General features: G+C 65.4%; 20 protein-coding genes. 8 read left to right on the forward strand and 12 right to left on the reverse strand.

The genetic code is table 11. The features are described from left to right. Positions 1 to 142 precede the first annotated feature (142 nt). The gene (locus ACVISU_RS16065) at positions 143 to 769 is read right to left on the reverse strand and encodes an FMN-binding negative transcriptional regulator (protein ID WP_456707563.1); all 627 of its coding nucleotides are present in this window, start codon (positions 767 to 769) and stop codon (positions 143 to 145) included. Between the two features lie 59 nt (positions 770 to 828). On the opposite strand from ACVISU_RS16065, the gene ACVISU_RS16070 reads away from it, so the two are divergent. Next, positions 829 to 1,149 (forward strand): hypothetical protein, encoded by a 321-nt coding sequence (locus ACVISU_RS16070; RefSeq protein WP_456707564.1) that lies wholly within the window; start codon positions 829 to 831, stop codon positions 1,147 to 1,149. Between the two features lie 15 nt (positions 1,150 to 1,164). On the opposite strand, the gene rcdA is transcribed toward ACVISU_RS16070, so the two are convergent. Together rcdA and ACVISU_RS16080 are read right to left on the reverse strand one after the other, a co-directional pair. Continuing rightward, a complete protein-coding gene (gene rcdA / locus ACVISU_RS16075; protein WP_050403393.1) occupies positions 1,165 to 1,677 on the reverse strand; it encodes a protease adaptor protein RcdA in 513 nt (170 codons plus the stop codon). A 599-nt stretch (positions 1,678 to 2,276) separates the two neighbouring features. After that, positions 2,277 to 2,468, reverse strand: a complete 192-nt coding sequence (locus ACVISU_RS16080) for a DUF1192 domain-containing protein (protein ID WP_050403392.1) — start codon at positions 2,466 to 2,468, stop codon at positions 2,277 to 2,279. 257 nt (positions 2,469 to 2,725) lie between these two features. On the opposite strand from ACVISU_RS16080, the gene metG reads away from it, so the two are divergent. The 3 genes from metG (at position 2,726) to ACVISU_RS16095 (ending at position 8,470) form a co-directional block, all read left to right on the forward strand. Then, positions 2,726 to 4,405, forward strand: a complete 1,680-nt coding sequence (gene metG, locus ACVISU_RS16085; RefSeq protein WP_456707565.1) for a methionine--tRNA ligase — start codon at positions 2,726 to 2,728, stop codon at positions 4,403 to 4,405. Between the two features lie 69 nt (positions 4,406 to 4,474). Then, a complete protein-coding gene (locus ACVISU_RS16090) occupies positions 4,475 to 5,473 on the forward strand; it encodes an NAD(P)H-quinone oxidoreductase (protein ID WP_456707566.1) in 999 nt (332 codons plus the stop codon). 120 nt (positions 5,474 to 5,593) lie between these two features. Beyond that, positions 5,594 to 8,470 (forward strand): EAL domain-containing protein, encoded by a 2,877-nt coding sequence (locus tag ACVISU_RS16095; protein ID WP_050403389.1) that lies wholly within the window; start codon positions 5,594 to 5,596, stop codon positions 8,468 to 8,470. On the opposite strand, the gene ACVISU_RS16100 is transcribed toward ACVISU_RS16095, so the two are convergent. Continuing rightward, entirely contained in the window at positions 8,467 to 8,724 is a 258-nt protein-coding gene (locus tag ACVISU_RS16100; RefSeq protein WP_050403451.1) for a DUF7662 domain-containing protein, read from the reverse strand. The genes ACVISU_RS16095 and ACVISU_RS16100 overlap by 4 nt on opposite strands. 122 nt (positions 8,725 to 8,846) lie before the next feature. On the opposite strand from ACVISU_RS16100, the gene ACVISU_RS16105 reads away from it, so the two are divergent. Continuing rightward, a complete protein-coding gene (locus ACVISU_RS16105) occupies positions 8,847 to 10,340 on the forward strand; it encodes a sensor domain-containing diguanylate cyclase (protein WP_456707567.1) in 1,494 nt (497 codons plus the stop codon). Between the two features lie 252 nt (positions 10,341 to 10,592). Here the strand turns inward: ACVISU_RS16105 and ACVISU_RS16110 are convergent, their stop codons facing one another. The 7 genes from ACVISU_RS16110 to ACVISU_RS16140 all read right to left on the reverse strand — a co-directional run bounded on the left by ACVISU_RS16110 (position 10,593) and on the right by ACVISU_RS16140 (position 17,784). Beyond that, on the reverse strand, positions 10,593 to 12,644 hold the full coding sequence (locus ACVISU_RS16110; RefSeq protein ID WP_456707568.1) for a DEAD/DEAH box helicase: 2,052 nt from the start codon (positions 12,642 to 12,644) through the stop codon (positions 10,593 to 10,595). Positions 12,645 to 12,802: 158 nt separating this feature from the next. Continuing rightward, positions 12,803 to 13,396 carry a GNAT family N-acetyltransferase gene (locus tag ACVISU_RS16115; protein ID WP_456707569.1) on the reverse strand — a complete coding sequence of 198 codons (594 nt, stop codon included), beginning with the start codon at positions 13,394 to 13,396 and terminating at the stop codon, positions 12,803 to 12,805. Next, positions 13,396 to 14,220 carry an ABC transporter ATP-binding protein gene (locus ACVISU_RS16120; protein WP_456707570.1) on the reverse strand — a complete coding sequence of 275 codons (825 nt, stop codon included), beginning with the start codon at positions 14,218 to 14,220 and terminating at the stop codon, positions 13,396 to 13,398. The genes ACVISU_RS16115 and ACVISU_RS16120 overlap by 1 nt, the downstream gene beginning before the upstream one ends. Positions 14,221 to 14,232: 12 nt before the next feature. Then, positions 14,233 to 15,030: an ABC transporter permease gene (locus ACVISU_RS16125; RefSeq protein ID WP_456707571.1), complete on the reverse strand. Its 798-nt coding sequence runs from the start codon at positions 15,028 to 15,030 to the stop codon at positions 14,233 to 14,235. A gap of 24 nt (positions 15,031 to 15,054) precedes the next feature. Continuing rightward, a complete protein-coding gene (locus ACVISU_RS16130) occupies positions 15,055 to 16,518 on the reverse strand; it encodes a phenylacetate--CoA ligase family protein (RefSeq protein WP_456707572.1) in 1,464 nt (487 codons plus the stop codon). A gap of 542 nt (positions 16,519 to 17,060) precedes the next feature. Then, on the reverse strand, positions 17,061 to 17,420 hold the full coding sequence (locus ACVISU_RS16135) for a hypothetical protein (protein ID WP_456707573.1): 360 nt from the start codon (positions 17,418 to 17,420) through the stop codon (positions 17,061 to 17,063). A 181-nt stretch (positions 17,421 to 17,601) separates the two neighbouring features. After that, positions 17,602 to 17,784: a hypothetical protein gene (locus ACVISU_RS16140; protein ID WP_456707574.1), complete on the reverse strand. Its 183-nt coding sequence runs from the start codon at positions 17,782 to 17,784 to the stop codon at positions 17,602 to 17,604. Between the two features lie 68 nt (positions 17,785 to 17,852). On the opposite strand from ACVISU_RS16140, the gene ACVISU_RS16145 reads away from it, so the two are divergent. From ACVISU_RS16145 to ACVISU_RS16155, 3 genes are all read left to right on the forward strand, one after another. Then, positions 17,853 to 18,302 carry a tautomerase family protein gene (locus ACVISU_RS16145; protein ID WP_456707575.1) on the forward strand — a complete coding sequence of 150 codons (450 nt, stop codon included), beginning with the start codon at positions 17,853 to 17,855 and terminating at the stop codon, positions 18,300 to 18,302. A 157-nt stretch (positions 18,303 to 18,459) separates the two neighbouring features. Further along, complete coding sequence (locus tag ACVISU_RS16150) at positions 18,460 to 18,801, forward strand: hypothetical protein (RefSeq protein WP_456707576.1); 342 nt, start codon at positions 18,460 to 18,462, stop codon at positions 18,799 to 18,801. A gap of 103 nt (positions 18,802 to 18,904) precedes the next feature. Then, positions 18,905 to 20,377: a cytochrome-c peroxidase gene (locus tag ACVISU_RS16155; protein ID WP_456707577.1), complete on the forward strand. Its 1,473-nt coding sequence runs from the start codon at positions 18,905 to 18,907 to the stop codon at positions 20,375 to 20,377. A 38-nt stretch (positions 20,378 to 20,415) separates the two neighbouring features. Here the strand turns inward: ACVISU_RS16155 and ACVISU_RS16160 are convergent, their stop codons facing one another. After that, the gene (locus tag ACVISU_RS16160; protein ID WP_456707578.1) at positions 20,416 to 21,717 is read right to left on the reverse strand and encodes a PQQ-dependent sugar dehydrogenase; all 1,302 of its coding nucleotides are present in this window, start codon (positions 21,715 to 21,717) and stop codon (positions 20,416 to 20,418) included. Positions 21,718 to 21,984 lie beyond the last annotated feature (267 nt).

Genomic DNA, 21,984 nt, shown 5'->3' on the forward strand with positions numbered 1-21,984 from the left:
CGAGGGCTCAATCTCTAGACGATAGGGGGTTGAGCAGGCGCTTTTTCCTTGCCGTCATTGCGAGCGAAGCGAAGCAATCCATCTGTCCACATATGCCGATGGATGGATTGCTTCGTCGCTATCGCTCCTCGCAATGACAGTCTCACGTCGCCGGGATCATCGCCGCGACCTCACGGTCGACAGGATTGTCGCTGGCGCCAAGGCCCGCGATGACGCCGGCGCGGTCCTCGAGCTTGCGGTTCTGGCTCATCTTCTTCTTGGCGTCGATCCGTGTGATCGGCATCCGGAAGCCGACGATGCCGCGCAGCTGCGCCTTGATGAAATCGTCAGGCGCATCGCTGACCTGCCAGACCTCCTTGCGTGCGCTCTCGTGCAGCGCGGTCAGCCGGGTCACGACTTCGAGCAGACGATCGGCATCCTCGAAGAACTCGGCCGAGCCATAGGCGTGCACGGCAACGTAATTCCAGGTCGGCACCACCTTGCCATGCTCGGCCTTGGTCACATACCAGGACGGCGTCACATAGGCGTCCGGGCCCATGAAGATCGCCATCGCCTCGCCCACGGCGGGCAGCTTCCATTGCGGGTTGGGCCGCGCGACGTGACCATACAGCGTGCCGTAGTCGCCTTCGTTCTCATCGAGGATCAGCGGCAGCGGCGTGCCGATCAGCCCGTCGGCGGTTGCGGTGACCAGCGTCGCGAGCCTTGAGGCCCGCATCGCGGCATGGATCGGGCCGAGCTGTTCGATCTTGAAGTGTGGCGGCAGGTACATCGCGGACCTCTTGGCGGACCTCGTCAATTGCTGCTCGTACCATAGCGCTGGCGGCATACATGCGCGAGGGATTGTTCGAGACGCATATCAGGCTCATCCGCATCGTCTACGCCGCGCGACGCGCAACGCTGATCGCATCGCTTTCGCGTCGCATCTCTGATGACGTGAAACTACAGCCGAGCGAAGGCACGCACCTTTTGCTGTGGCTGCGCAAGGTTTTGACGACGTGCAACTGGCGAAGACAGCGCCTGCCGATGCTCGGCTTTGGTGGCTTCGAGCCGGACGAGTTGGAGGCAGCGGCGATCCGGCTGCGGTGCGTGATGGATCAGCACACGTCACAGCGGCGGGCCAAGCCACGTCGCACAGAGGCTTCACACTGAGTTGACTGTTCGGCCTTACTGCTCGAACGCGGCCTTGAGGCGGTTGAGCTGCGGCACCAGCGGGTTGCCGATCGACGAGCGATCCGGCGCCGGCGCGTGGATCGTGGTGTCGAGGCGGCGGACGCGCGCCTGCAAATCCATCGAACGCGCGATCAGAATCTGCAATTGCTCGGGCAACTTCTCAATCATGTCGACCGGACCGGGATCGGCAGCCGACAGCTTCACCTTGGTCTTCTCGCGATTGGCCTGGGTCAGCGTCATCTCGCCTTCCTTGACCGCGCGATGCAGCAGCAGCCAGGAGGCGAGCTGCATCAGCCGGGTGGTCAGGCGCATGCTTTCGGTGGCATAGGTCAGGCTGACGGACCGTTCCAGCGCCTTGGCCTCGGCACGCCCATCGCCGTCGAGATAGGCGGCGGTCTGTTCGACCAGGTCCATGCCTTCCCGGAACAGCACGCCGAATGCCGCAGAATTGGTCAGCCGTTCACTGAACAGCACAAGCCCGGCTTCGTTCTGGGAACGATCCGCCATGGTTAACGCCCTCACACCATCGTAACGCCCACTGGCATCTGACGCGCCAGCTTATGATGAACAAATCATTGCGCGGGCGCGCGGCAGAGTCCAGCCGCAACCGGATTTATGGTTTCCAACGGATAGGACGCACAAAAAAGAGCCGCCGTTTCCGGCGGCTTTTGAAGTTGATAACAGGGAGGCGTCAAACAGAGTGGACAGGAGCCACTCGGTGTCCAAACGAGGACAATGCAGTCATAATCGAGAAAGCTTAACCGATCGTAAATGAACGGATTTCTTCAGGCTTTGTTTGCCATGTCGGCCATTGACCTAGTTTGGGACAGGCGATCGCAGCATGTGAATGCGCAACCTGAATCGAGCGCAGCGAAGTCCGGGCATGATGCATGTTCTCCTTCCCCCTGGAAGGGGGAAGGTCGGGATGGGGGTCAGCCGCGGGCGACGCTGCGAGTGGAGAGGGCAGATCCCCACCCGCTTTGCTCTGGCGAGCAAAGCGACCTCCCCTTTTCAAGGGGAGGTGGAGAGCAGCGTAGCCCCGGATAGCGCGGCCCCAGATTGCGCTTCGCTCTATCCGGGCTTCGGGGATCGAATGATGCAGCGCGTTACGACTTGAAGAACGCGTTCGCGGCGTCCTTCGACGCGCGTTTCTTGGTCATCGCTTCCTTCAGGCGATCGACCTCGGCATTGAGCAGCGCGATGCGCTCGGTCAATTCCTCGACCGACAGCAGCGAGAGATCCTGTCCGACCTCGTGGGTGATCTTCTTCCGCGGCCGGTCCTCATCCTCGATCGGCATGCGTCCTCCCCGCGATGGTGATCTGGCGCCGTGCGTCCAGCGATGCTAGATATCTGCGTGCAGGAGAATTTTGCAGTGACTTTCGTGTTCGCGCAACATCTGACGCGAATGCCCCGGCCCGACCGCAAGGAGTCTGACCGGACGGGATAGTGCGCCTGCGCGCAAGGCATGAGCCGCCCCCAAGCCCTTCCGATCATGCGGGAGGGCTTTTTGATTTTTCCGGGGTCGGCATCACCGAACGCGAAAGACCCTGACCCATGACCAAAATTCTCATCACCAGCGCCCTTCCCTATGTGAACGGCGTCAAGCATCTCGGCAACCTGATCGGCTCGCTGCTGCCGGCCGACGTCCATGCCCGCTTCCGCCGGCAGACCGGTGACGACGTGCTGTTCATCTGCGCGACCGACGAGCACGGCACGCCGGCCGAGCTCGGCGCGATCGAGGCAGGACAGGACGTCCGCGCGTACTGCGACGCGCAGCACGCCGTCCAGGCCGACATCTACCGGCGCTTTGGCCTCTCATTCGATCATTTCGGCCGCACCAGCGCCCCGCACAACCACGCGCTGACGCAGCACTTCTATCGCCGGCTCGACGCAGCCGGACTGATCGAGGCGCGCACCTCGCGGCAGGTGTTCTCGCCCGTCGACCAGCGCTTCCTGCCCGACCGTTACGTGCTCGGCACCTGCCCGCATTGCAGCGATCCCAACGCGCGCGGCGATCAATGCGACCATTGCGGCACGCTGCTGGACCCACCGGAGTTGATTGATCCACGCTCGGCGCTATCAGGCGACCGCACGCTGGAGATCCGCGACAGCCGCCATCTGTTCCTGCGTCAGTCGCAGCTGGTCGACCGCATCGGCGCGTGGATCGACAGCCGCACCGGATGGCCGCCCTTCGTGGTGTCGACCGCCAAGAGCTGGCTCAATGCCGAGCTGCGCGACCGCTGCATCACGCGCGATCTCGCCTGGGGCATCGCAGTCCCGCGCGCGGGTTTTGACGGCAAGGTGTTCTACGTCTGGTTCGATGCGCCGATCGGCTACATCGCGGCGACCCAGGAATGGGCGGCAGCGGCGCCCGGTCGCGACTGGCAGGATTGGTGGTGTCAGGCCGACGATATCAGCTACATCCAGTTTCTCGGCAAGGACAACATCCCTTTCCACACCGTCAGCTTTCCGGCGACGCTGCTCGGCTCCGGCGAGCCCTGGAAGACCGCCGACGTGATCAAGGGATTCCACTGGCTGAATTACGAGGGCGGCAAGTTCTCGACCAGCAGGAAGCGCGGCATCTTCACCGACGCGGCACTGGAGGAACTACCGGCCGATCTTTGGCGCTGGTGGCTGATCGCCAACGCGCCCGAAAGCGCTGACACCGATTTTGCCGTCACCAGATTCGTCGCCGATGTGAACAAGGATCTCGCCGATATCTTCGGCAACCTCGTCAACCGCATCATCAGCTTTGCGCATCTCGTCTTCGACGGTTGCATCCCGGATGGCGGTGCACCGGGTGACACCGAGCGGCAGCTCGCGGCTGACCTGGAGCAGCGCATCGCAGCGCTCTACCGCCATCACATCGCTCTGGAGTTTCGCGCGGCTGCCGCTGCGACCCGCGCGATCTGGGACACCGCTAACGCCTACCTGCAACACACCGCGCCATGGACCGCGATCAAGTCCGATCCGGTACGGGCGGCGGTCGTCACCCGCACGGGGCTCAATCTGGTCGCGCTTGGCGCGACACTGGCGTGGAGCATCGTGCCCGATCTCGCGACGCGCGTGCTTGGCGCGCTCGGTCGCGACGATGTGATCCCGCGCTGGCCCAATGGCCCACTCCTCCCGCTGCTGGATCGCGGCGCCGGCACGCCGGTCGCAAGGCTCGGCCTGCCGGTCGAGAAAATCAGCCTCGAAAAAGCCGACCATCTGACGAGGCGGTTCGGGACTTAATGGCGTTTCGCTTCGTTGCAAAAGGCGGTATGCCACCAGCCAATCCTCTTCACTGACCAGGGACGAACCATGCCAAACCTGCCCGCGCAAATGACCGTCGTTGCCATCAGCAAGCCAGGTGGCCCGGAGGTGCTGGTGTCGGAGACCCGTGCGGTGCCGGTGCCAAAGGCCGGCGAAATCCTGGTCAAGGTCGCGGCCGCCGGCGTCAATCGCCCTGACGTCGCGCAGCGCTCCGGCTCCTATCCGCCGCCGCCCGGCGCCAGCGACCTTCCCGGCCTCGAGATTGCGGGCGAAGTGGTCGCGCTCGGCGAAGGCGCCAAGCACAAGATCGGCGACAAGGTGATGTCGCTCGTCGCCGGCGGCGGCTATGCGCAATATTGCATCGCGCAGGACGCGCAGGCGATGACCGTGCCGTCCTCACTGTCGATGCAGGAAGCCGGCGCCATCCCGGAAACGCTGATGACCGTGTGGCACAACGTGTTCGAGCGCGGCGCACTCAAGGCCGGCGAGACGCTGCTGATCCACGGCGGCTCGTCGGGCATCGGCACGATGGCGATCCAGCTGGCCAAGGCGTTCGGCGCCAAGGTGATCGTCACTGTCGGCTCGCAGGACAAGGCCGACGCCTGCCTCAAGCTCGGCGCCGACTACGCGGTCAACTACAAGACCGAGGATTTCGTCGAGGCGGTGAAGAAGGCCACTGACGGTGCCGGCGCCGACGTCATCCTCGACATGGTGGGCGGCGACTATATCGACCGGAACTACGACGCCGCCGCGGTCGAGGGTCGCATCGTCCAGATCGCGTTCCTGTCGGGAACACCGAAGGCCACGGCCAATTTCGCCAAGCTGATGGTCAAGCGGCTGCACCACACCGGCTCGACCCTGCGCCCCCGTAGTAATGCGGACAAGGCGGCGATGGTCGCGGCGATCGAGGCAAAGGTGCTGCCGCTATTGCGCGAAGGCCGCGTCAAACCGCTGATGGACAGCACATTCCCGCTGGAAAAGGCCGCCGATGCGCACCGGCGCATGGAGACCAGCGAACATATTGGCAAAATTGTGTTGGTGGTCTAACTCTCGCAGCGGAAGCAGGGGCGGAAACCCTTTGATTCCCTTCGCTTTCGTGTCATTTATCGCGCCACCTCCGGGCCGGTCGCCGGGCCCGGTCAGTTTGTCGATCGCGGAGTACTGACATTGCGTCTGATCAGGTGCCTTGCGCTGCTCGCGCTGGGCCTCATGATGTTTGCCGCTGCGCCTGCCGCGTATGCGATCGACGCGGTCAGCGTGCGCAGCGACGCGCCGGCGATCGACCTCACCGCGGTGCTCGACCATCAACGCAGCGAAACCGACCGCATCCAGGTCTCCACTGCACCTGGAACCGACGGCATCGTGCGCCGCATCGAAGTTCGCGCCCGCGAAGGCGGCCAGAACTGGGTGGTGTTCGCGCTCGCCAACAACACTGACGACCAGCTCGACCGCCTGATCGTCGCGCCGCACTATCGCATCGTGTCGTCGGGCCTGCTGTGGCCCGATCTCGGCCTGTCGCGCATCGCGACCATCACGCCGTCGGTCGGCGATCGTCCCGAACGACAGGAGAGTCCGACCGCCGACGTGTTCCGCATCACCCTCGATCCCGGCGCCGTCGTCACCTATGTCGCGGAACTGCGCACCGACAAGCTGCCGCAGCTCTATCTGTGGGAACCCGACGCCTACAAGGACAAGGTCAACTCGTTCACGCTGTACCAGGGCATCGTGATCGGCATCTCGGGCCTGCTCGCGCTTGTGCTCACGATTTTGTTTGTGGTCAAGGGCAGCATCATGTTCCCGGCCGCCGCGGCGCTGGCCTGGGCGGTGCTGGTCTATATCGGCGTCGACTTCGGCTTCTGGGGCAAGGTGCTCGACATGTCGAACAACGCCGAGCGCGTCTGGCGCGCGGCGGGCGAGGCGATCCTCGCGGCGACATTGCTCGTGTTCCTGTTTGCCTATCTCAATCTCAGTCGATGGCACGTCCGCTACTCGCACATCACGATCGGCTGGCTCGTCTTCCTCGGCTCGCTGGTGGCGCTGGCGCTGTTCGATCCCGCGGTCGCCTCCGGCATCGCGCGGATGTCGCTGGTGATGATCGCCTTCGCCGGCTTCGCGCTGATCGTCTATCTCTCCACCCACGGCTTCGACCGCGCGGTGCTGTTGATCCCGACCTGGTTCCTGCTGGTGGTCTGGGTGGTCGCGGCCGGCATGACGGTCGCAGGTTCCGTCACCAACGACATCGTCGGCCCGGCACTGCTCGGCGGCCTCGTGTTGATCGTGATGCTGATCGGATTCACGGTGATGCAGCACGCCTTCGCCGGCGGCGGCGCCACCACCGGTGTGGTCTCCGATGTCGAGCGCCGCGCATTGGCGCTGACCGGCTCCGGCGATCTGATCTGGGACTGGGACGTGTCGGCCGACAAGGTGTTCACCAGCCCCGAGACCGAGGCCCTGCTCGGCCTCAAGCGCGGCACGCTGGAGGGTCCCGCCGCGAAGTGGCTCGAGGTGCTGCACCCGCTCGACCAGGACCGCTTCCGCGCCGCGCTCGACAGCGTGCTCGACCAGCGCCGCGGCCGCCTGGTGCAGGATTTCCGGCTGCGCACGCCCGACGGCCATTTCATGTGGTTCGCGCTGAAGGCGCGCCCCGTTGTCGGCTCCGACGGCGAGGTCTCGCGCGTGGTCGGGACGCTCACCGACGTCACCGAGTTCAAGAACTCGGAAGAGCGGATGCTGCATGACTCGGTGCACGACAATCTGACCGGACTGCCGAACCGCAGGCTGTTCATGGATCGCCTCGGCGCGGTGGCGAACCTCGCCAAGACCATGCCGAACCTGCGGCCGACCTTGATGGTGATCGACCTCGACCGCTTCAAGCAGGTCAACGATTCCGTCGGCATTGCGGTCGGCGACTCCATCCTGCTGACGCTGGCGCGGCGGCTGACCCGCATCCTTAAACCCCAGGACACGCTGGCGCGCATGGCCGGTGACCAGTTCGGCCTGATTCTGCTGTCCGAGCAGGACCCGGCGCGGATCACCAATTTCGCCGAGACCATCCGCAAGACCATCCGCGCCCCGATCGCGTTCAACGACCGCGAGATCTTCCTGACCGCCTCGATCGGCCTTGCGCTGTCCGACCCGGCCGCGCCGCTCACCGACGAGATCATCAAGGACGCCGAGCTTGCGATGTATCATTCCAAGCGGATCGGCGGCGACCGCATCGACGTCTACAAGCCGGCGATGCGGGCGCGGAAGACCGACCGCCTGACCTTGGAGAGCGACCTGCGCCGTGCCATCGAGCGGCAGGAGATCACGATCCTGTACCAGCCGATCGTGCGGCTGGAGGATCGCGCGATTGCGGGCTTCGAGGCGCTGGCGCGCTGGGACCATCCCAAGCTCGGCCGGATGTCGCCGTCGGAGTTCATCAACGTCGCCGAGGAGACTGGCCTGATCGTCGATCTCGGCATGTTCGTGATGGACCAGACTGCGCGCCAGCTCGCGGTGTGGCAGCGCGCGATGCGCGCGCGCGAGCCGATCTTCGCGTCGGTCAACGTGTCGTCGCGGCAATTGCTGCGTCACGATCTGATCCACGATATCCGCACCGTGCTGTCGCGCTCCACGGTGGCGCGCGGCACGCTGAAGCTGGAACTGACGGAATCGCTGGTGATGGAGAACCCGGAGCACGCCGCCCAGATGCTGGCGCGGATCCGCGAGCTCGGCACCGGGCTGTCGCTCGACGATTTCGGCACCGGACATTCCTCGCTGTCCTATCTGCAGCGCTTCCCATTCGACACCATCAAGATCGACCAGTCCTTCGTCCGCACCACGAGCCGCGGCACCCGCCCGGTAATCCTGAAATCGATCATCGCGCTGGCGCACGACCTCGGCATGGAAGTGGTCGCGGAGGGCGCCGAGACGGATTCGGACGCCGTCGAGCTCTACCAGCTCGGCTGCGAATACGCGCAGGGCTTTGCCTTCGGCGAACCGATGGATGCCGATGCCGCGACGCGCCTGCTCACCGAGGAACGGCTGGAAGCCGCGAGCTAGCGCGGCTTCGGCATGCGCTTGAACCTGACGCTCTTGCCGTCGGCCTGGCGCGTGGCGATGTAGCCGGCCTCGAGACAGGCTTCGCGTTGCGGCATCTTCTCCTGCGGGCTGCGTAGGGTTTCCCACCACGACGCCCGGTGCGCGGCGCGCGGCAGCGCCGCATCGATGATCGCCTCGATCTCGTCGAAGGTCAGCACGAATTCAGGCAAATGCTGCTTCTTCAGATAGTCCCGCAGCGCGTCGTAGTCGTTCACAATATCCTCGATGACAAAAAATCCGGTCCCGGCAACCACCCGTTAACCCATTCGGCGGCCGCTGTCGCCATTTAAGGCGACAACAAGATTTCCCGATGCATGACGGCGCATTGGAGCGGGACATGCCATTTCGACGGGGAAACGAGGCAAGGCGGCGCTGGCGGCTATCGGCAAAGCTGCTGATCGCGGCATCCGTTGCGACCATCCTCGGCTTCTCCGCAGTGTGCGCCGGCGTGATGTTCGACATGCGCCGCGGCGAGGAGCAACTGGCCCGCCGGACCCTGGAGAATCTGGCGTCAGGCATCGAGGCCGACATCAGCCGCAACATCGAACTCTACGACCTGTCGCTGCGCGCGGTCGCCAGCAACCTGGAAATGCCGGAGATCCGCAGCGTCAGCAAGGAATTGCGCCAGCTGATCCTGTTCGATCACGCTGCGACCGCAAAGCATTTCGGCGCGATCCAGGTGTTCGACGCCAAGGGTAATCTGACCATCGACGCGGCGAGCCTCGATCCGCAGCCGGAGAACCGCAGCGACGAGGAGTATTTCACGGTCCAGCGCGACCATCCCGATACCGGGCTGTATGTCAGCCGGCCGATGTTGCATCGCGGCGCCTATGCCATCGTGCTGAGCCGGCGTATCACCGGCGAAGACGGCCGCTTTCACGGCGTCGTGGTCGGCTCGATCCGCTTCAGCTACTTCCACGATCTGTTCGGGCGGCTGAGCCTCACGCCGGGCGACACCATCACGGTGCTGCGCAACGACCGCACCATCATCATGCGGACGCCGTTCGATCTCGATATGATCGGCAAGAACCTCGCGGAGGCGCAGGCCTGGAAAGCCGAGAACCTGAAGGTGGGCGGCTCGTTCTCCGGCAAGGGCCCGGTCGACGACACGCCGCGTCTCTATGTCAGGCGCAGCAGCAGCGGGCCGCTTTACGTCGTGGTCGGCAAGACGCTCGAAGCCGTCTTCAGTCTCTGGCGCACCGAGGCGATCTGGATCGGCGCGATCATGGCCGTTCTGGTGCTGTTCGTGCTCAGCGCGACGCTGGTGCTTGCCCGCGAGATCGTTCGCCGCGCCGACGCCGAGGACAAGCTCGAGGAACTGGCGACCACCGATGCCCTCACGGGCCTGAAGAACCGGCGCAAGTTCGATGCCGAGATCGACCGCGAATGGCGCCGTGCCGGCCGGCACGGCCAGCCGGTCGCGCTGTTGATGATCGATGCCGATCACTTCAAGGCCTATAACGACACCTATGGACATCAGGCCGGCGATCAGGTGCTGGTCGGGATAGCGATCTGCATTTCGGACGCGGTGCGCCGCGCCGGCGATTGTCCGGCGCGCTTCGGCGGCGAGGAATTTGCCGTGCTGCTGCCCAACATGACCGCGCTCGAGGCCTTCAACCTGGCCGAGACCATTCGCGGCAAGGTCCAGCAATGGTGCGAGGGCGAGTTGATCACGACCGTGAGCATCGGCGTCGCCAGCATGCGGCCGCTCGCCGGCCAGCAATGGTCCGACCTGATCGAAGCCGCCGACAAGGCGCTCTACGCCGCGAAAGCCAACGGCCGCAACCAGTCGGTGCTCGCCACCGTGCCGAAGATCGCGCTGGTGGCGTAGCGGCAAAAAATGCCGCGACTACTCGCAATCGAGTTTCGACACGGAGCTCGCTTCACATCGTCGTCCCGGCGAAGGCCGGGACCCATAACCGCAAGCTTGTGTTGTTGAAGCGAGCTGTGGCCCCAGTATTACACAACAATGAGCATCCGGGGTAATGGATCCCGGCCTTCGCCGGGACGACGCGAAGTTTGTTGCGCTGTCGAGACTCTTGCATCGACATTCTGAACGCGCGGCTGCGCCGCTGACTGCAACTTAGCCCCGCCGCTTCTTCTTCGGCTTCTTGCCGAACTTCGGCTTCGCCGACACGTCCGGCCATTGCGTCAGTCCGGCCTTGCCCTGGTGCTTCTTTTTCTTGCCGAACCTCGGCTCATCGCCGGATGCCGGCCTCGCGCCTTTGCCTTCGCGATCGTATCGGGACGGCCCTCTCGATTCTCGCCTTGGCGCATAGTCCTCTCGCGAACCGCTTGCGCCTTCGCTCGAAAACGCTCTCGTCTCGCGACCCGGCTTGCCGCGCCGCTTTGCGGCCGCGTGATCACGCGGCTCTTCGCCACGCGGAGCGCTGTATCCGCCGTCGTCCCGATCGCGCCAAGAGTCCTGTCTGGGCTCGTTCCTGGGCTTGCGCGGCGGCTTTTCCACGTACGCCTCTCGCTGCGGCGCGTCCGCCAGCGGCTCGATGCGGATGCTGTCTTCCTTATCGGGACGCTTGATCTTGGCGGCGAAGGAATCCGCTACCCGTGCGGCGATCTCGAACTCGGTGGTCGTATCCGAGATCTTGATGGCGCCGATGTCGCGCTTGTCGATGCCGCCGCGGCGGCAGATCATCGGCAGCAGCCAGCGCGCTTCGGCATTCTTGCGGCGCCCGATGGCGGCGCGGAACCAGACCGTGGCCTCCTCCATGCCATGGCGCGGAGATTTGCCGGTCTTCGATCCCGGCCCTGAGGCACGCTCCTCGCGGCGCGCGGCGCGATCGCCGCGGTCGCGACCGCGTCCCTCGCCGGGATCGAGAATGTCTTCGGGCGCAGGCAGCCGCGCGCGATAGAACCGGGCCAGCGCCGCAGCGATCGCTTCGGGCGCGCGTTCGGCAAGCAAGGCTTGCGCGAGCACCTGATCCTCGGCGGTCACCTCCTCGGAGAACACCGCATCCTGCAACAGCCGGTCATGATCGAGCTTGCGGATTTCGTCCGCCTGCGGCGCGGAGCCCCAGGCGACATCGATGCCGGCGTGATCCAGCAGCAACTCGGCGCGGCGGCGCCGGGCCGGCGGCACCAGCAGGATGCTGACGCCCTTGCGGCCGGCGCGGCCGGTGCGGCCCGAGCGATGCTGCATGACCTCGGGGTCTTTGGGCAGATCGGCATGAATGACGAGATCGAGGCTCGGCAGATCGATGCCGCGCGCCGCGACGTCGGTCGCGACGCAGACCCGGGAGCGTCCGTCGCGCAACGCCTGCAGCGCCTGGGTACGCTCGTTCTGGGTCATTTCGCCCGACAGCGCGGCCACCGAGAATCCGCGCTCCAGCAGCGCAGCCTGCAAATGCCTGACGGCCTCTCGCGTATTGCAGAACACCAGCGCGCTCGGTGCCTCATGGAAGCGCAGCAGGTTGACGACCGCGTGCTCGACATCGTCGGCGGCGACCCGGATTGCTCGGTACTCGATATCGGCATGGCCGCCCTCGTCGCCCGCGACCTCGATCCGGAACGCCTGCTGCTGATACTGCCTGGCCAGCGCGACGATGCCGCGCGGAAACGTCGCCGAGAACAGCAGGGTGCGGCGGGTGTCCGGCGTCGTCTCGAGGATGAATTCCATGTCCTCGCGGAAGCCGAGATTGAGCATCTCATCGGCCTCGTCGAGCACGACGACCCGCAATCCCGAAATGTCGAGACGGCCGCGCCGCAAATGGTCGCACAACCGGCCAGGCGTGCCGACCACGATGTGGGCGCCTGCGGCAAGCTCGCGCTGCTCACGGCGCGGATCCATACCGCCGACGCAAGAGACGACGCGGCCATCGGCATGTTCATAGAGCCACGCGAGCTCACGCTGAACCTGAAGGGCAAGCTCGCGGGTCGGCGCGACGATCAGCGCCAGCGGTGCCGCCGCCGGCTCGAACCGCTCGGCCCCGTCGAGCAGATCCTTTGCCATGGCCAATCCGTAGGCAACGGTCTTGCCGGAGCCGGTTTGGGCCGAAACGAGCAGATCGCGGCCAATGGCATCGTCCGCGAGCACGGCAAGCTGGACGGGGGTCGGTTGATCGTAGTTGCGCTCAGCCAAGGCACGGGCGAGCGGCGGACTTGTGGTCGGAAAGGGCACGAGATGGGAAACCTTGATTGATCCGGGCGCGGAACGTCGAGCGGGACGACCTGAAGCTGCGTACCCGGCAGGCGGCACAGCCGCATGACGATTTGGGCTGCTTTACGCCAAGAACAACCAAACCGCCATGCCCCCATGGCGGAAAAGGGCGGCGTAAATCAGGCCGGTTGCCCGATCGGGGCCTGGCTGCCGGCGATCCGGTCGATCAATCCGGACAGCCGCGACGATAGCGGGCCGGCTGCGACAATCAGGCCGCCCGCCCCTCGCAGGGCGCCGGGCGCCAGCTCGCAGGCCAGAAGACGGTCGCGCTGATATGGACCGGGCATCCGGAGCGCGCCGGTCTGCGCTGCCGAGAAACCGAAGCGGCTGTAATAGGCGGCATCGCCGACCAGGATGACGGCGCGGTGGCCGAGCAGGTCGGCCCGCTGCAACGCCTGCCGCATCAGCGCCGCGCCGATGCCGAGACATCGAACCTCCTCCGCCACTGCGAGCGGGCCGAGCAGCAGGCCGGCATGACCGGTGCCGGTCACGACGGTCCACAGCCGCAATGTGCCGACCAAGTGGCCGCCACGGCGCGCGACAAACGCGAGGCCGCGCGCAGGCTTGCGGCCCTCGCGCAGCCGCTCCGAGGTCTTGGCCAGGCGGCCAGGACCGAATGCAGCGTCGAGCAGACCCTCTCGCGCCGCCACGTCCGAACGGCGTTCCTGATGGATCGCAACCGGCTTGTCGTTCGGAAAACCAAATGAGGACATCACGCGACCCTCGCCAGATAGATGAAGACCTCATCGAGATCCCGGCACTTGAAGCGCTCGGCGAGTTCGCCCGGACGTCCCATCGCGACGATGCGGCCGCGGCTCATGATCACGACGAAGTCGCAGAGCTGCTCGACCTCGGTCATGTTGTGCGAGGACAACAGGATGGTGGCGCCGCGGCGTTTCTGATAGGCTCGCAACCGGCTACGCACCCACTCGGCACGGTCGGGGTCGAGCGATGCCGTCGGCTCGTCGAGCAGCAGCACGTCCGGATCGTTGATCAGCGCCTTGGCGACCGCGACGCGGGTCTTCTGCCCGGCCGAGAGCCGCCCGGTGACGCGGTCGAGCACGTCGCCGAGCTCGAAATCCTCGATCAGTTCCTCGATCCGCGCCTTCAGATTGGCGACGCCATAGAGCCGGCCGAACACCGTCAGGTTCTGCCGCACGGTGAGCCGCCCCGGCAACGCGACATAGGGACTTTCGAAATTCATTCGGCTCAGCACCTTGTGGCGCTCGGTCGCCATGTCGTGGCCCAGCACCATGGCGCGGCCGAAGCTCGGCACCACGAGGCCCATGATCATGGCGATGGTGGTGGTCTTGCCGGCGCCGTTGCCGCCGAGCAGGCCGACGGTCCAGCCCTTCGGCACGTTGAAGTTCACGTCGTCGACGGCCCAATGGCTGCGGTACTTCTTGCAGAGATCCTCGACCGCGATGGCTGGCGCCTCGTCGCGACCGAGGCTGACAGGCGCGTTGTCGTGCGGCGTGGCGTTTGGCGACACCGGTGTCAGATGTCGGCGGGGCAAAAGGCGTTCGATGCGGCTCATGGATGTCTCCCCTTACTCGCCCATGGTGAGCAGGCCGCCCTTGTGGCGGGCGCTCTGCAACAGGACGACGAACGTGGTGAAGCCAATGCCGAGATAGACGGCATTGAGCGCGAGGCATTCGATCATCAGGTCGGTGCGGAGGGTGCCGTCGAGCAGCACGGCGCGCATGCCCTCGAACACATAGGTCGGGGTCAACGACCAGGCGACCGGGTGCAGCCAGAGCGGCAGCGCCTCGACCGGGTAGTAGACGCAGCTCAGCGGCAGCAGTACGATCATGATCGAATAGGCGAGGCTTTCGGCGCCGAGGCCCTGGCGGATCACGAGGCCGGCGACGACGAGCCCGATCGCCCAGCTGGTCAGCACGAGGTTGAGGAAGAACGCGATCAATCCCGGCCCCATCGCAAAGACATTGAAGCTGAACAGCAGCAGCGTCAGCAGCATCACCGGCAAGGTGCCGATCACGAGCCGGATCAGGCTCATCAGCATCAGCGAGGCCGCAAGCTCGAAAGGCTGCAACGGGCTCATCATCAAATTGGCGAGATTGCGCGACCAGATCTCCTCCAGGAAGGTGAAGGTGAAGCCGAGCTGGCCGCGAAACAGCACGTCCCAGAGCAGGACGGCGCCGAGCAGCAGGCCGGCGGTGGAGGCCATCGCCGACTTGCTTTGATAGAGGTAGGTGTAGAGGAAACCCCACACCAGCATCTGCATCGCCGGCCAGTAGACGATCTCGAGCAGCCGGAGCCACGATGAGCGCAGGATGTAGTAGTAGCGCGCCGTCATGGCGGCGATGCGGTTCAGTGACGAGTCCATGGCACGCGCTCCCGTTTGCTGCGATCAATCGAACTCGCGGCGGATCGGGCGGCGCTTGCCGACCTTGGGCGGAAACGCGAGCAGTGCGTTGGCCTGCACCCGGACCGGATGCTCGAGACAGGCTTTGAGCAGATCCTCCAGATGCGCGACCGAGCCATGCAGCCGGCACAGCGGCGTATCCTGGCCGAGCACGACGCGCGCCTCGACGAGGTCGACGCCGCGCTGCACGATCTCGAACTGCGCCAGATGCAGGTTGCAGTCGAACATCCAGCGATAGGTCGCGTCGAGGATGCTGCCGGCCGGAACCTTGCGGCCGTCACGGTTGACGAAGGCGTCGTTGAGCCGGCCGTCGATGCTGGCGATCTGCGACCAGTTGATATCTGACGGCGCCGGATTGGCCGGCTGGGTGATGTAGTCGCCCTGCACATAGCGGATGAACGGCATCGCCTCGTTGAGCAGGTTGGTGATCACGGCGATGCGGGACTGGCCGGCCGCCTGCGGCTCCATCGTGATGGGGTCGAGCACGTCGAGATGCACGGTGTCCTCGCAGACGTGATACTTGCCATCGGGCATCTCGAGCGCGATCCGCGTCGCCTCCTCGGAGGAATATTCGTCGAGCACGGGAACGCCGAGCTGGCGCGACCATTCCTGACGCGCAGCGCGCGAGGAGTATTCCGAATGCGTCACCGCGAGATTGAGCGAGGAGCGGAACTCGTCGACATGCGGCATCAGCGCATCAAGGCTCGACGGATAGAGCGACAGGATCTTCGGCCCGAGATAGCGCAGATGCTGGGCGACGCGCGCCGGCGGGATCAGGTTCGAGATGAAGGCGGTCGGATAGTCGCCGCCGATCGAATCGAACCACCACGGCACGGTGTAGACGTGGGCGAGCAAGTCCTCGGCGTGGTAGTTGCCGCCGCTCTGCATCGCGAACTGGCGGACGCCCTGGATGGTGTCGGTGATGACCGCGTCATAGTCGACACGGATCAGCAAGGTCTGGCCGGACGAGCCCGACGAGCGCGTCGGAAACAAATCCTCCGGCTTGTACTTCTTGTTGACGCACTGGTCCGGAAAGGCCGCGACGAGCTCGGGCTTGGTGATGACCGGGATCTTCTGGATGTCGTCATAGTCGCGCAGATGCTCCGGCTTGAAGCCGGCCGCATCATACTTGGCGCGGTAGACCGGAATGTCGCGGTAGGCGAGCTCGACCAGTTCCTTGATCCGGGCGAACTGCCGCGCGCGAATTTCGGACACCGGCAAATAGGGATGCCGCATGCATTCGCCGAGATAGTTTTGGGTGGCCGCGACCAGCTCGGGCGCGGCCTCGTTGGAGGGCTGAAAATCCGGGCGGGTGTGCTCGGTCTCCCAGAACTGGCGCTGCGGCGCGCCGGCCGCATCGGCGGGAACGAGCGACGCGGCAGCTTGATCATGCTCCGGCACCAGAGCAACGCCGTCATCGGAAACACTGATTGCAAGGGAAGACGTCATCTTCAGCTCCATGATTGACGGGAGGACCGCCCGTTCATGGCGCTATCAATGGCTCGCTGCGCCGGCTGCCGCCGTGACGCGCGTCACATGGCGTCGTACTCCGCTACGCAGGGCGGGTTGCCGCAACGCCATGTGATGGAGCACCGGCGGGTTATGGCTTCGCCTCACCCGCCCTACAGAACTGCTTGCTTTACGCGGCTACTTGCCCCACGTCGCCTTCCTGACACGTCCCTTGCCGCCGCATTTCTTGCAAGGCTCGGGATAGATCTTCCGTCCCGGCTCGCGCGGCTGCTTCACCGCCGGAAAGCCTGTCCCGTTGCACGCGTCACACTTCTCTTCATTGGAAACAAGGTGCTTCACCATCAACCGTCCCGGATTGAAAAATCCAAAGCCCGCGGGTGCGGACTTCTGCCACCTGTCGAATACGAACGGCGAGGGGTTGGGGTTTCAGGTGCATGGCTGCTTTGCGCCGCGACGCAGCAGACAGATCGGGGGAACGACAACGTCACGATCGCCGTTGTCAGCTTCTTCCTCGCGCGGCGTCACTTCGCCTTGAGCGTGTTGTCGTGGCTATCGAGCGCGGATGCCATCAGCTTCGGCAATTGCGCGGCATAGACCTCGATGAAGGTGGCGTCGCCGCAAGCCTCCGGATCGCGCGCGGCCTGCTCGGCGACGCGTGCGGCCTTGGCCTCGCATTTCGCGAACATGTGCCAGAACCAATCCGGACTCTTGCCGAGCGCCGGCTTGTGCTTCTTGATCACGGCGGCGCCGACCGCGCTCATCGCGTTGACGACGCCGGCGCCCAGCGTGCTGATCGCCCGCGCGTTCAGGATATCCTCGCGCGATTGCGCGGTGACGTTGCTCGCGGTCGCTCGTCCAGTCGTTCGTGCCTTGGCCGGCATGCTCAAGCTCCTTGTCGATCCCCGGTCGGTCCTGTGCGGCGGGCAGAGCATCGGCCGGGGAAGTTGAGGAAGGCTCAAGGAGCATGGTTGAGAACCGCTATGGATTTCATTCCGGTTTTATGCGCTTCCGAGCGATCGGGCCGTCGAGGGGTTTTGGGCCTCCACTCCGCCACGAAATCCGTCAGCGATCATTACCCTTCGGCGGGCAGCGCCGGATCAGTTGATCGGCGGCATTGTCGCAATTGTCGCCATCTTCTTGGAACCCGACACCGGCCACTTCGCGCTGGAGACCCATGCCGCCGAGATCGCGCAAGCCGTCCGCGAATTCCTGAGCCCCTGGCTGGTCTGCGCCAATGTTGAGCAATCCAGCTTGACGGCGCCGGGGCACGTACCGAAGCTCGGCTGGATCCACAACCAGCCGAGGTCCCGCCGATGCCAACCTATACCTGCACCAGTGCGCAAGGCCGCCTCAGCGCGGAGCAGAAGGGCCGGATCGCGGGCGAGATCACCCGGATCCACGCCGAGGTGACGGGCGCACCGAGCTATTTCGCGCAGGTGATCTTCAGCGAGGTGGCGCCCGGCAACTGGTTCATGGGCGGCGTCCCGGTCGCGCATGACCACATCTTCGTCTACGGCCACATCCGTTCCGGCCGTGCCGCAGTCGACAAGACGCGCGTGATCAAGCTGATGGCGGACGCGGTGGGAGCGGCCGCCGATGCCGACACCAGGCGCACGGTCTGGGTCTATCTCAACGAGTTGCAGCCGCGGCAGATGATCGAGTTCGGCCATGTACTGCCCGAACCCGGCGACGAGCCGGCCTGGACCGACGCGCTGCCGGAAGCGGACCGCGACTTCATGCAGTCGATCGCCAGGCGGCGCTGAAGCGCGCCGACGGGTTGTCGTTGACTCGCACTTTCAAGCCGGACTGGAAAGTCTATCCAGTCCTGGCCAACCAATTTTCCGCAGCTCGTCAAACTAGCTCCTCGATCGAAAGCGCGTTCAAGTGGCGCGACGCCGTTACAGGCCTTGAGAGGAGTCCATGAGAGCATTACCGGCATTGGCGATGGGCGCGCTCCTCGCCGGAGGCGTCCCCGCGACGAACGCAACGGCGGTCGCCGCTGTCGACCCGGTCTGGAGCACCGGGCGCATCGCACGGCTGCCTGCCGAAGTTCAAGATGCCGTCCACGCGCGATGCGCAGCAGGACCCGAGGCCGGTCACTATTTCGCGACCTTCGCCAACAGTGCCACCGTCATCCACCTCGACTATTCGGCCCTGCAATGCGCCAACCAGCCGAGGCTCTGTACCGCATCCGGTTGTCTTCATCAGACTTTCGCAAAGATGCGCAGCAGATACGTCCTGACCCGGTCGGACTACGAGTAACCGATCAGGACCCATTGAGTGCGGCAGGCGCGACTAGTACGCTGCCGGCCTGCCGCCGACCGCGCGGGCAGCTTGCAACGCCAAGACCGCGTCCGGGGACGAGATGAGATTTCGGATTTTGGCCGGCGTCGCCGTCGCGATCGCAGTCACATGCTCGGCGATGCCGATCCTGCTCGCGCGCGACGGCGCAGGGCCGCTGTCGCCGGCCGTGCTGGCCGAGATCGCCCGCGTGGAAGTCGAGATCGACCGGATCGAAGCCGAAACGTTGGCGCGTCTGGCGACTGCTCCTGACAATCAGGTGCAGCAGATCGAGCTGCTCGGCAAGCTGCTGCTGTTCGACAAGCATCTGTCGGTAAACCGCAACGAAGCCTGCGCCTTCTGCCACATGCCGGAGACCGGATTCACCGGACCGATCTCGGAGATCAACCGGACCACCGGCTCCTATCCCGGCTCGGTCCGCACCCGCTTCAGCGAGCGCAAGCCGCAGACCCACACCTACGCGCCGCTGTCGCCGGTCCTGCACTACAACGAAGGCCAGGGCGATCTGGTGGGCGGCAATTTCTGGGACATGCGCGCGACCGGACGCCGCCTCGGCAATCCCGCCGCCGAGCAGGCCGAGGGACCGCCGACCAATCCGGTCGAGATGGGCCTGCCCGATATCGCCTGCGCGGTATATCGCGCCTCGCAGCGCCCTTACCGCAACCTGTTCGAAGCCGTGTGGGGCGTGCAGGCGTTCGCGATCGGTTGGCCGGCCGATGTCGAGACTGTCTGCAGCACGCCGGGACCAGCATCAGCCGGCGATCCACTCCCTGTGCATCTCAGCGATTCGGATCGCGGCCGCGCCGCAGCCACCTTCGATCAGATGGCGCAATCGATCGCGGGCTACGAGGCTTCGCACGAGGTCACGGCGTTCTCCTCGAAATACGATGCCGTGCAAGCCGGCAAGGCCACCTTCGCGCCGCTGGAGCAGCAGGGATACGAAGTCTTCCGCGGCCAGGGCCGCTGCAACGAATGTCATCGCGACGGCGGCCCTGGAGAAGATCCGCTGTTCACCGACTTCACCGCCAGCAATATCGGAACGCCGGCCAACCCGGAGCTGCCTTACTACACGGAGAATGTGCCGGACGATCGCGGTTACGTCGCGAACAAGGAGGGTAACGCGTTCGTCGATGGCGGGGTCGGCGCCTTCCTCGCAAGCGGCCATCCGCTCAGTCAGCCCTCGGCCGTCGACGCGCGCTGGAAGCCGCTGGCGTCGCAGACCCGCGGCCGATTCCAGGTGCCGACACTGCGCAACGTCGACAAGCGTCCGTCGCCCGATTTCGTCAAGGCCTACGGCCATAACGGCTACTTCAAGAGCCTGAAGGAGATCGTCCACTTCTACAACACGCGCGACGTGCTGCCGCGCTGCGTCGCGCACGACCCGCGCGAAGGCACCGGCTGCTGGCCTGCGCCGGAAACCACCGACAACATGAACACCAGCAAGACCGGCCATCTCGGCCTCACCGATCAGGAGGAAGACGCGCTGGTCGCGTTCATGCAAACCCTGACCGACGGCTACACGCCGGCCAAGAACTAGACGAGCTCGCCTGCCACCTGGAGCATTTCGGTTCTGATCTACGCTCCCGTAACGCGCCAGATCACGTTGCCGACATCGTCGGCAACCAGCAGAGAACCGTCGGGCCCGAGCGCGACGCCGACCGGGCGGCCGTAGGACACCTTCTCGTCGGGCGCAAGAAAGCCCGACAGGATGTCGCGCGCGGGCCCCGAGGGACGGCCGTTCGCAAACGGCACGAACACCACCTTGTAGCCTGACAGCGTCGAGCGATTCCACGAGCCGTGCTGGCCGATCACCATGCCGTCGGGGAAACCCGGCAGCGTGCCCGCGGGCATCCAGCACAGGCCGAGCGACGCAGTGTGGCCGCCGAGCGCGTAGTCCGGCTGGATCGCCTTGGCGACCATCGCCGGATCCTGCGGCACGCGATCGTCCACCGTCTTGCCCCAGTAGCAATAGGGCCAGCCATAGAAGCCGCCGTCGCGCACCGACGTGAGATAGTCTGGCGGCGTCTCGTCGCCGATGCCGTCGCGCTCGTTGACCACGGTCCACAGCACATTGGTGGTCGGCTCCCATGCGAGCCCGACCGGATTGCGCAGGCCGCCGGCGAAGATGCGGCTGGTGCCGGCTGCGAGATCGAGCTCGTAGATTGCGGCACGGCCTTGCTCGACCTCCATGCCGTTCTCGGCGATGTTGCTGAGCGAGCCGACGCCGGCATAGAGCTTCTTGCCGTCGGCGCTCGGCAGCAGGCTGCGCGTCCAGTGTCCGTCGGGTTTGAAGGCGACGAGCTTGCGTCCCTCCGCCGTGATGCGGTCGGCACCCGCGGTGTAGGGAAACGCGACCACGCCGTCGGTGTTGCCGACATAGAAGGTGTCGCCGATCAGCGCCATGCCGAACGGCTGGCGCAGCCCTTCCATGAACGCCCCACGGCTTTCGGCGACGCCGTCGCCATCGCGGTCGCGCAGCAGCGTGATGCGGTTGGCGCTGACGCCGAGCGCGGCGGCGCGGCGCATCGTCGCCTGCATCGCATAGTGGAAGACGCTGCGCGGCGTGCCGGCGATTTGCGTCGCCTCCGCGATCAGCACATCGCCATTGGGCAGCACGTTGATCCAGCGCGGATGATCGAGCCCGGCGGCAAAGGCGTTGACCTTGAGCCCTGGTGCCGCGGTCGGAAGCTGACCCTTGTCCCAACCGCGCGCCGTCGGCATCTTCAGCGTCGGGATCGCGCCCTGCGATTTCGCGGCCGGAATCTGCGGCGCGCTGCCCCAGGCGGGCGCCGGCTGTGCGCCCTGCATCCGCCGCCACGCCACGGCGCCGGCCCCGATCGCCGCGACGACACGGGCAAAAACTCCAGACGTGCTCATGAACTTCCCCTGTTATATTCGCGCCTTGTCATTGCGCCTTGCCGGCCGGCCGCGGCTCAGCAGCATTCGCATAATGCCGGCCCTGATGACAGTAGTTATACGATCTTCGCAGCCGTCATCGAATCGAGGAAACTGGCGATACGCTCCCTTGTCAGAGCGTTTTCCTCCCTGAGACCTTGCCCGCCCGGTCGGCGGGCTTCCTTTTACGAAACGCCCGGCCTGTCGAAGCACTGCGGGCGCGGCCGGCTGCGGGGCGTTATAGCCGGG

The sequence above is a fragment of the Bradyrhizobium sp. USDA 4452 genome (genome assembly GCF_054063575.1).